This is a genomic window from Planotetraspora phitsanulokensis (genome assembly GCF_016863295.1).
GTDB lineage: Bacteria > Actinomycetota > Actinomycetes > Streptosporangiales > Streptosporangiaceae > Planotetraspora > Planotetraspora phitsanulokensis.
In genome coordinates this window covers 36,321-45,935 of the sequence record NZ_BOOP01000057.1, presented here as the reverse complement: position 1 = coordinate 45,935, position 9,615 = coordinate 36,321, and the positions used below count along the sequence as shown (strand labels likewise).

Annotated in this window: 6 protein-coding genes; 3 read left to right on the top strand and 3 right to left on the bottom strand. The window is 69.2% G+C overall.

What is annotated here, in order from left to right:
- Positions 1–95: 95 nt before the first annotated feature.
- Positions 96–3,161 (bottom strand): AfsR/SARP family transcriptional regulator, encoded by a 3,066-nt coding sequence (locus Pph01_RS41575; RefSeq protein WP_239117406.1) that lies wholly within the window; start codon positions 3,159–3,161, stop codon positions 96–98.
- Between the two features lie 265 nt (positions 3,162–3,426).
- Between Pph01_RS41575 and Pph01_RS41570 the strand changes: the two genes are divergently transcribed.
- Complete coding sequence (locus tag Pph01_RS41570) at positions 3,427–4,764, top strand: outer membrane protein assembly factor BamB family protein (RefSeq protein ID WP_204078775.1); 1,338 nt, start codon at positions 3,427–3,429, stop codon at positions 4,762–4,764.
- Between the two features lie 95 nt (positions 4,765–4,859).
- Here Pph01_RS41570 and Pph01_RS41565 read toward each other — a convergent pair whose 3' ends face one another.
- Complete coding sequence (locus Pph01_RS41565; protein WP_204078774.1) at positions 4,860–5,810, bottom strand: helix-turn-helix transcriptional regulator; 951 nt, start codon at positions 5,808–5,810, stop codon at positions 4,860–4,862.
- Between the two features lie 52 nt (positions 5,811–5,862).
- Between Pph01_RS41565 and Pph01_RS41560 the strand changes: the two genes are divergently transcribed.
- A complete protein-coding gene (locus tag Pph01_RS41560) occupies positions 5,863–7,008 on the top strand; it encodes an epoxide hydrolase family protein (protein ID WP_204078773.1) in 1,146 nt (381 codons plus the stop codon).
- 70 nt (positions 7,009–7,078) lie between these two features.
- Here Pph01_RS41560 and Pph01_RS41555 read toward each other — a convergent pair whose 3' ends face one another.
- The gene (locus tag Pph01_RS41555) at positions 7,079–7,996 is read right to left on the bottom strand and encodes a LysR family transcriptional regulator (protein WP_204078772.1); all 918 of its coding nucleotides are present in this window, start codon (positions 7,994–7,996) and stop codon (positions 7,079–7,081) included.
- A 381-nt stretch (positions 7,997–8,377) separates the two neighbouring features.
- Here Pph01_RS41555 and Pph01_RS41550 point away from each other — a divergent pair, with 381 nt between their 5' ends.
- Positions 8,378–9,592 carry an MFS transporter gene (locus Pph01_RS41550; RefSeq protein WP_204078771.1) on the top strand — a complete coding sequence of 405 codons (1,215 nt, stop codon included), beginning with the start codon at positions 8,378–8,380 and terminating at the stop codon, positions 9,590–9,592.
- Positions 9,593–9,615 lie beyond the last annotated feature (23 nt).

Genomic DNA, 9,615 nt, shown 5'->3' with positions numbered 1-9,615 from the left:
GCTCACCGGCACACCATCAACGAGCTCGACCATCACCGCGATCGCCTGGTGCGCCGGCCTCGCGCTGATCGGCTACCTGTGGGCCCGCAAGTCGTTCACCAAGCGAGGGTGACCTCGGCCAGCTCACGCCAATCCCGCCGCTCACCATCACGAATCGCCTCGGTGAACACCGTTTCACCGAGGCGATCACGCGTGTCCCCGGTGATCCTGGCAACGTCCGGCAGCGAACGATCCGACGCACCACGCACACCGTCGCTCGCCGCGAGCAGTCGCACGGCCTGCTCGTACTGTCCCTGGCGAAGCGCGAGATCCGCGATCCCGATCAACACCTCGGCGATCAGCGGTGGATACGTGTACTCCATAGCCGCGCGGAGCGCCTCGGTCCGATGCGCGAGGGCCTTGTCGAGATCCTCGGTGAGGTAGCCGTAAAGGTCCATGGCCTTGGCGCGGACGGAGTCGCCTATTTCCGCGTCGCGCAGGAGCGCCCACACCGCGGCCAGGTGCTCGTGCGCCTGCTCCGGCTCGCCGCGCCAGCGCGCCAGTTGCGCCTCCGAAAGCGCCAGCTCGGCAAGCGCGTCCGGCCAGGCGATCCCGCCTGCGTACCGCCGCGCTTCCGCCATGGCGGACGTGCTGGATCGCTCGTCGCCGAGCAGCCAGTACAGCTGAGCCTGCCGCGCCCGCGCACTGACCACGTCCTCGGCCGCGCCTACCTCGGTCAGCGCCGCGACCGCCTCTTCGAAGTGCTCACACGCGCGTGCGAACTCGCCGCGCATGGCGAGCCGATCGGCCAGGAACGTCAGCGCTGAGGAGATCCCCCACCGGTCACCCAGCGTGCGGAACTCGGTGAGGGCGATCTCGATGTCGGTGTCAACGTCCGTCTCGTCGCGGCCGAGCGTGAGCCGCAATCGGCCACGAGAGAGCCTGGCCTGCGCGCGCACCCACGGATCGTCGCCGGCGATGAGCGGGTCGAACGCGGGCAGGAACTCCGTCGGCTCCTGCAGCATCCGCGCCAGCGGCTCGACGAACCCGAGCAGCGGGTGGCGATACCCGCTGCGCTGGATGACCCGGTGCGCCTGGAGGATCCACTCCTGCGCCTGATACTGATCGCCGTACCCGGAGGTCACGAACACTGTCACGATGGCGTACGCCATCGCCCGCACCTCATCGGACACCTCACCGTCCAGCGAGGCCGCGGCGATGCTCAACTCGGTGCCCTCGGCCCTGTGCCCACTGAGGTACCAGTACCAGCCCACGGCCGCGACCAGCCGCATCGCCTCCTGGGCCCATCCCTCGGCGATCGCCCCGCGCAGGGCCGCGCTGATGTTGTCGTGCTCGGTCTCGAGCGTGGACAGCCATTCCAGCTGTTCGGCCCGGCGCAGGTGCGGGTCGGCGGTCTCGGCCAGCTCGGTGAAGTAGGCAAGGTGCGCCCGGCGCGCCAGGTCGGTTTCCCCGGCTTCGGCGAGCCGGTCCGCCGCGTATTCCCTGATGGTGTTGAGCATCCGGTAGCGCGGCATGCCCTCGCCGTCGGCGACCAGCAGCGACTTGTCGATCAACGCGGTCAGCACGTCGAATACGTGCTCCCCGGCGAACGCCTCGTCCTCGCACACCCGTTCGGCCGCTTCCAGGCTCACCCCGCCGGAGAACACCGACAGCCGCCGCAGCACGCCGCGTTCGGCCTCGGTCAACAGGTCCCAGCTCCAGTCCACGACCGCGCGCAGCGTCTTGTGCCGGGCAAGCACGGTACGGCTGCCGCTGGTCAACAGACGGAATCGGTCATCGAGCCGATGTGCCAGCTGATCGACGGACATGGTGCGCAGCCGCGCCGCGGCCAGTTCGATCGCCAGCGGCACCCCGTCGAGGGCCCGGCAGATCCGTGCCATGGCCGACAAGGTGTGCACGTCAGAGCCGATGTCCTTGCGCACCAAATCCGCGCGATCCCGCAGCAGCCGCACCGCGGGCGAGGCCCCGACCTCGGAGGCCTCCGCTCCCTTCGCGGGCAGCGCGAGTGGCTCGACCTGCCACAGCACCTCCCCGGTGATACCGAGCGGTTCCCTGCTCGTGGCCACGATCCGCAGCCTCCGGCACTCCCCCAAAAGCCGATCCGCGAAAGCCGCGGCCGCCTCGATCACGTGCTCGCAGTTGTCCAGGATCAGCAGGATCGCGCGATCCCGGACCGCGGTGATGAGCCGATCCGTAGGGTCCCCAGCCCGGGCACCACCGAGCAATGCCTGGTCTCGCAGGCCGATCGCGGTAATGGCGGCCTGCGCCAGCTCGCCGCCCGCCCGCACCGAGGCCAATTCGACCAGCCACGCCCCATCCGGCAACTCGGCGAGCATCGTCCGCGCGGTCTCCGTGGCCAGCCGTGTCTTGCCGGAGCCGCCCGCCCCCGTCAAGGTGACCAGCCGGTGCGTGATGGCCAGATTGGCGACCGCGGAGATGTCATCGTCCTTGCCGACGAAACTCGTCAGCTCCGCGCGCAGGTTCGTCCTGCGGCTCTCCGCCCGCTCGCCCAGCTCACCCCGCAGCAACGCGGTGTGCAGCGCGGAAAGCTCGGCCGACGGATCGGCGCCCAACTCCTCAGCGAGTAGCTCACGCGTCCGCTGGTACAGGTTCAATGCCTCATTGCCACGCCCCGCCTCCGCGAGCGCTCGCATCAAGGCCGCCACGAACCCCTCCCGCAGCGGATACGCGGCGACCAGCTCGGTCAGCTCGGAGACCATCTCCGAGCCGCGGCCGAGGCGAATATCCGCATCCACCCGATCCCCGAGCGCGGCAACGTGGAGTTCGTCCAGACGCGCGACAGCTGCGTCGAACGCTTCGCTGTCCTGCAGTGCGATGTCCGCCATTGCCGTACCGCGCCACAACGCCAAGGCGGAGTGCAGCAGATCCGCCCGTGCCGCGGGCTCGGCGGCACGGGCCTGACCGACCAGGCGCTCGAACCGGCCCACGTCCACGGCATCAGGAGCCACGGCCAGCCGATACCCGCCGGAATCCGCCTCGATCACACCGTCCGGCAACACCCTGCGCAGCCTGGACACCAAAGCCTGCAAGGCATTCACCTCGTCCGCGGGCGGCTGGTCCCCCCAAATCCAGTCCACCAGCCTCGCACGCGTGACGATCCGGCCGGGTTCGAGAGCGAGCGCTGCCAGCAGCGCGCGCAACCGAGCACCAGGAACCTCCACCACAGCCCCGTCACCGTTCCGGACCTCGAAGGGCCCGAGCAATCCCACTCGCACATCGGCAATTTTGCCGAACCATGGCGACAACCGACTACCCCGCCACCTACTCGACAGGCGAGCCGGCCCATACGGCGGTGACATGAGCGCCTTCGGTGTCGGTGGCTTCGTCGATGCGGGCGCTCCAGTGGTGTCCCTGACGAAACAAACCCCCGGGTCGGCGCTTACCAGTCCCTTAGAGTCCATGGTCATGTCACAGGGAGCGGACCGCGTTGACGGCCGGGTTCGGCAGGGCCATGAGGAGATGCCGGAGCCCGAGCGCCGGGCGGGCGAGCAGGAGCCGGCCGGACGTGCCCTGCGCGCGGCACGCGGTCCGTTGATCGTCGTCGCCGCGCTGGCGCTGGCCGTCTCCGGATGGCTGGTTTGGACGCACCTGACGCGATTCCACGAACACATCAGCGGCGCGCAGGGGGCGTTCCCGGAGGCGCTGGGGAACGAGGCGCCGTCTGCGCCGAGCCGGGTGATGCGGACCACCTCCGACACGTACGGTGTGCTCGGGGGCCTCACGATCGACCCGTCGAGCGACGGGGTGGTGGCCCGAGATCTGCGCACCGGCAATGACTATTGGCGCTACGGCCGCGACGGCGCGGAACTCGGCGAGGTGAGCTTCGCGGACGGCACCGTGGCGCTGTGGTGGAAGGACGACGTGGTCGTCGGCGTCGACCCGCGCAGTGGGCGACCGCGCTGGCACGCCGAGGCCCCGTACGACGGCGGCTCCGCTGCCTTCGACGACGTACGAGCGACGGACGGCCGGGTGGTGACCGCGAATCGGCACCGGCTGGACGCCTTCTCGGAGAATGACGGGGCCCTCCTGTGGACGGCCATGGCCCCCGAGGGATGCGAGTGGAGGTCCGGAGTCCGCTATGCGATGCCCGGAGTGCTCGTGACACCCCAGCGGTGTGGTGGCGACAGCGTCTCTCTCGTCGCCCTGGACGCAGGACGCGGCACCGAGCGCTGGCGGCTTCCCCAAGGGCTGAACGACTTTCAGCCGGCCGACGACCACACCCTGGCCACGGGTCTTTGGCAGCAATACGGTCAGGGCGCGGTCGTCGACCTCTCCGGTCCGAAGCCCGCGATCCACACGCTGCGGATCCCCGACGACCATGTGACGGTGGGTGCGGGAAGCGGCGTACTGCTGACGCTCGCCACGACCGACCGAGCCCTCTCCGACCCCATTCAGGCGTACGGCCTGAGCGACGGGTGGCCGACATGGTCGTACGAGCCCACCGAGGGCACCACCCTCGGCGGCCCCCTGATCGTCCAGGACAGGGTGTACGTCGTGCGGCAGCCCCTGCCGGAACGGACGGGGCAGCCCCGGCAGGGGCGCACCGATCTCCTCGTGCTGGACGTGCACACCGGGCGGCTACTGCACTCGATGAGGCTGCCGGACCGGCCGCCGTCCGACGGCGACCTCACGTCTGGGCGCCTGGCCGTCAGGCAGGCCCGTGACGGTGTGGTCGGCATCGGGTGGAGCGGCACCGCGATCTTCAATCTCCGCAGTGACCGGCTGTTGATCGTGACGGATTGATCCGCTGGTGAAAAAGCAGGGCCGGCCACATGGGCCGGCCCTACCCGATCGATCGACCGCGGTCAGACCTTCGAACGTCTCGCACCGCCTGCCGTCTAACGCGCCGCGTCGAGGAGGCGGGCGCCGAGCGCGCGGACGTGTTCGATGAGTTCGGGCGGCTCGTGCACCTCGAATGGGGCGCCGAGTCGCGCGACCCACGCCGCAAGCTCGTCGAGGGAGTTGGAGCCGGCGTTGACCACGCACGTGTCGTCCGCGGCCGGTTCGACCACCGCGACGGTGGGCGGCATCCGGGTGGCGACGACGTCGGCGGGTGCGTGCACCGTGAACCGGCCGCGGTAACGGTACGGATGGGTAGAGATCTGCTCCGACACGTAGCGGGTGAGGTCGCCGCCGGGCGGCTCGCGGGGAGCGAAGCGCGGCCCGTTCGGCGTGCGCAGCCGCATCCGGTCGACGCGGAACGTGCGCCAGTCACGCCGACCGGTGTCCCATGCCACCAGGTACCAGCGGCGTCCCGAGCTCACCAGCCGGTGCGGCTCGGCGGTGCGGCGGCCCTCGGCGCCGTCGCGGGCACGGTAGTCGAACCGCAGGCTCTCCCGATCGTGAACGGCCGTGGCGATCGCGGTGAGCAGGGCCGGGTCGATCGCGCCGGCCGGGGATGCCAACGGGACCGTGGCCGAGCGCAGGGCGCTGACGCGATGCCGGAGCCGGGGCGGGAGGACCTGCTCGAGTTTGACCAGCGCGCGGACCGAGGTCTCCTCGATCCCCGCCACGCCGGAGACCGCGGCGGTGCCGAGTCCGACAGCGACCGCGACGGCCTCGTCGTCGTCGAGCAGCAGCGGCGGGACCCCGGTACCGGCGCCGAGGCGGTACCCGGGCGTCCCGGCGGTGGCGTGCACGGTGTATCCGAGCTCGCGCAGCCGGTCCACGTCGCGGCGGATGGTCCGGGCCGAGACGCCCAGCCGCTCGGCGAGGTCCGCCCCCGGCCAGTCCCTCGGCATCTGCAGGAGCGACAGCAGTCGCAGCAGCCGCGCCGATGTCTCCAACATGGTGGCCATCCTAGGACCGGACCTGTCCTAACCGACTCCTACTGTGACGGACATGAACGACGACACGCAGATCAACCGGTTCCGTATCGACGTCCCGCAGGCGCAACTTGACGACCTGCGCGACCGGCTCGCCGCTACCCGTTGGCCGGACGAACTGCCCGGGGTCGACTGGTCGTACGGCGTCCCGGTCGACTACGCGCGCCGGCTGGCCGAGTACTGGCGCACCGGATTCGACTGGCGCGCCGCCGAAGCGCGATTGAACGCGTTCCCGCAGTTCACGACCCACATCGACGGGCAGAACGTCCACTTCCTGCATGTCCGCTCGCCCGAGCCGGACGCGCTCCCGCTGATCATCACGCACGGCTGGCCCGGCTCGGTCGCCGAGTTCACGAAGGTCATCGGGCCGCTCACCGAGCCTGCCGCGCACGGCGGCGAGCCGGCCGACGCGTTCCACGTCGTCGCCCCGTCGATCCCCGGGTTCGGCTTCTCCGGGCCGACCACCGAGACCGGCTGGGATCTGAACCGGGTCGCCGGGGCGTGGGCCGAGCTGATGCGTCGCCTGGGCTACCACCGCTACGGCGCGCAGGGCGGGGACAGCGGCGCGGTCATCTCACCGATGCTCGGCCGCGCCGACTCCGCGCACGTCGTGGGTGTGCACGTCAACGGCGGCCTCGGCTTCCCGACGGGCGACCCGGCCGAGTTCGAGGGGCTTACCGAGGCCGAGCTCGCCCGACTCGGCCAGTACCAGGACCAAGACCGCGCGGGCTACGCGGTGATACAGGCGACCCGGCCGCAGACACTGGCGTTCGGCCTGCACGACTCTCCCGCCGCGCAGCTGGCGTGGATCGCCGAGAAGTTCAAGGAGTGGACCGACCCGGCGCGGGAACTTCCCGAAGACGCGGTCGACGTCGACCAGTTGCTCACCGACATCAGCGTCTACTGGTTCACCGGGACCGCCGCATCGTCGGCCCGCCTCTACAAGGAGACCCAGAAGTCATGGGGCAAGGCCGCCGAGTACTCGCCGCTGCCGCACGGCGTCGCCGTCTTCCCGGGTGACCCGGGCGTCCGCCGGATCGCCGAACGCGACCACAAGGTCGTGCACTGGTCGGAATTCGACCGGGGCGGCCACTTCGCCGCCATGGAGGCGCCTGAACTGCTCGTAGAGGACATCCGGGCCTTCTTCCGCACGGTGCGGTAAAGCCCGGATGCACGTTCCGGCCCGGAGCATCGCAAGATCAGCCCAGCGTCGGCAACGAAGCAATGGGTGATCACGCAGGGAGCGTCTCCCGCCCGCCGCGGCTCGGCAGAGAGACGCTCTCCGCATGACCAACGCGAATCAACTCGAGGAAGGCCACGGCCGCCGGGGACGGTCGGTTACCCCAGATCAGGTGCTCCATCCGCGTGGGAGCATCGCGAAGACGGATGATGCGCAGGTCGGGGAAGCGCGGCGCGTACGCGGCCGGCAGCATGCCCACGCCGAGGCCCTGCCGTACCAGATCGACCATGAAGTCGGCGGACGACACCTCGAAGGGCACCTCACGTCGTACCCCTGCGGCCGCGAAGGCCTCGTCTGACTGTGCGCGCCCGGCCGCGCCGGCGCGGAAGTCAATGAACGGTTCGTCCGCCAGGCTCTGCAGGTCCACCTCGTTCTCCGCCCGGGGGTAATCCGGTGCGACCACGGCGACCAGTTCGCCTCCGCCGAGCCTGCGGCTCTGGACGCCCTTCGGTTCCGCGCGGGGCGGCAGGCCGAGGAACGCGACGTCGACGCCGCCCTGCCGGACCCGCTCGATCAGAGCATCGCTGCCCGCCGAGGTGAGCGTGACGTGCACCCGCGGATGGCGCCGACGGTAGTCCCTCAGGACGACCGGCAGGTTGACGGCCGCCACCGTGGGGATTGCGCCGACGGCGAGCCGTCCTCGGATCTCCCCACTGGCGGCCGCGACCTCGGCCCGCGCGCGGTCCGCGGCCTCCAGGCAATCCCGGGCCGCAGGCAGGAACGCCTCTCCGGCCGGCGTCAGCCGTACGCGGCGGCTGGTGCGCTCGAACAACCGAGCGCCCAGCTCCCGTTCCAAAGCGGCGATCTGATGACTGAGCGCCGATTGGACCACCCGGCAGCGCTCGGCCGCCCTGGTGAAGTTGCTGGTTTCCGCGACCGCGACGACATACCTCAGCTGCTGCAGCTCCATCCAACCATCGTGCCTCACGATCGATCACGATGAAAATTATGTGTTGGACTCATTGATCGAGGCTCGCGCACCCTTGAACGCATGACGGAAACCCTGAAGCGTGTGCCCACCACGGCGGCCCCTCCGCGACTGCATCGCCCTGGCCGGCCAACCGGCTCAACTCCGCGCTCATGACCGCTTCGTCAGCGCCGCCGGATCACTGCTGACCTCCGTTGCCTGGGCCGGAGCCGGGTGGACCGGGGTGAGCCTGCTCGGCGGCGCTGTCCACCGCGACTTTCGTGTTGTGGGCGCAGGAACGCGTCAGAGCGAAGAGGAGCTGAATAACGCAGTTCATTCAGTCATCTAAAAGCCTTCGACCTAGAAACAATCAGAAAGAAGAAAATGGCCACATACGACGAACGCCCGCACTCGACCTTCAGATCCTGGCTGGGTGTTTCAGCGATCACGGCCAGTCTGTTCGCCTTCCTGACCACCGAGTTGATGCCCGTCGGCCTACTTACCCCGGTAAGCACAAGCCTGGGCATATCAGTGGGCGTTGCCGGACTGATGGTTACTCTGTACGGCGTCTCCGCCGGCCTGGGCGTGCCGTTCATCGTGGCCTGGACCAGGCGCGTCAACCGACGCGCCCTGCTGTCCACGCTCCTGGTGATACTGACCCTCGGAAACGTGATCACCTCCATCTCGCCGAACTATGCGCTGATCTTGACGACACGGCTCATCATGGGATTCGCCAGCGGCGTGTTCTGGGCGATAGGCGTGAGCATGGCGATGCGCCTCGTTCCGGAACGCCACGCGAGCAGGGCAGCCGCGATCGTGATGTCCGGCATCTCGATCGCGGCGGTCGTGGGCATACCGCTCGGAACAGTCCTGGAAAGCCTCACCGACTGGCGAACCACGTTCCTCATCTGGGCCGGCCTCAGCGCGTTGGTGTTCCTCGCGGTCGTCGCCGTCATTCCATCGCTGCCGTCGGCGAACGCGGTTTCTGTTCGGGAGGTCTTCGGGCTCCCACTCAAGAACGTGCCGCTCCGTTTGGTGCTGTTCACCGTCGTACTGTTCGTGCTCGGCCATTTCGGTGCGTACACCTTTGTGCGCCCCTACCTGGAGGGCACTTCATCCGCCGCACCCTTGTTCATCACCGTGGTGCTGATGGTTTATGGCGCAGGAGGGGCGGCCGGAAACTTCATCGCCGGACACACGGTGAACAAGAATTTGAGGGGCAGCTTCATCGTCGGCTGCGCGGGACTCGTGGTGTCCTTGCTGTTGCTGCTCACGATCGGTCGCGGGCAGGCCGGTTCGATGATCTCGCTGATTCTCTGGGGAGTTTCCTTCGGCGTCGTCCAGTTGTGCCAGGTCAACATGACGCAGGCCGCCGCGCCCGACACCTTCGAAGCCGCGATGTCACTCAACACCATGGCATATAACACATCCATTGCGCTGGGGGCGCTTTTCGGCGGACTGTTCGCCGATCATCTCGGTGTCACAAGTGTCGTCTGGTTCGGCGTGGCGCTGACAGCGGCTTCGCTGCTCCTCACACTCAGCACCCGCCAGAGGGCCTCACGCACCGTCCCCGACGATGCCTTGGCCGCCCGCGAATAAACCAGTCCTCCAATCCTGATGAG

Bases quoted from the DNA above. Each gene is read 5' to 3' on its own strand.
- Pph01_RS41555 (WP_204078772.1), bottom strand. From the start codon at position 7,996: ATGGAGCTGCAGCAGCTGAGGTATGTCGTCGCGGTCGCGGAAACCAGC.
- Pph01_RS41550 (WP_204078771.1), top strand. From the start codon at position 8,378: ATGGCCACATACGACGAACGCCCGCACTCGACCTTCAGATCCTGGCTG.
- Pph01_RS41570 (WP_204078775.1), top strand. From the start codon at position 3,427: ATGTCACAGGGAGCGGACCGCGTTGACGGCCGGGTTCGGCAGGGCCAT.
- Pph01_RS41560 (WP_204078773.1), top strand. From the start codon at position 5,863: ATGAACGACGACACGCAGATCAACCGGTTCCGTATCGACGTCCCGCAG.
- Pph01_RS41565 (WP_204078774.1), bottom strand. From the start codon at position 5,810: ATGTTGGAGACATCGGCGCGGCTGCTGCGACTGCTGTCGCTCCTGCAG.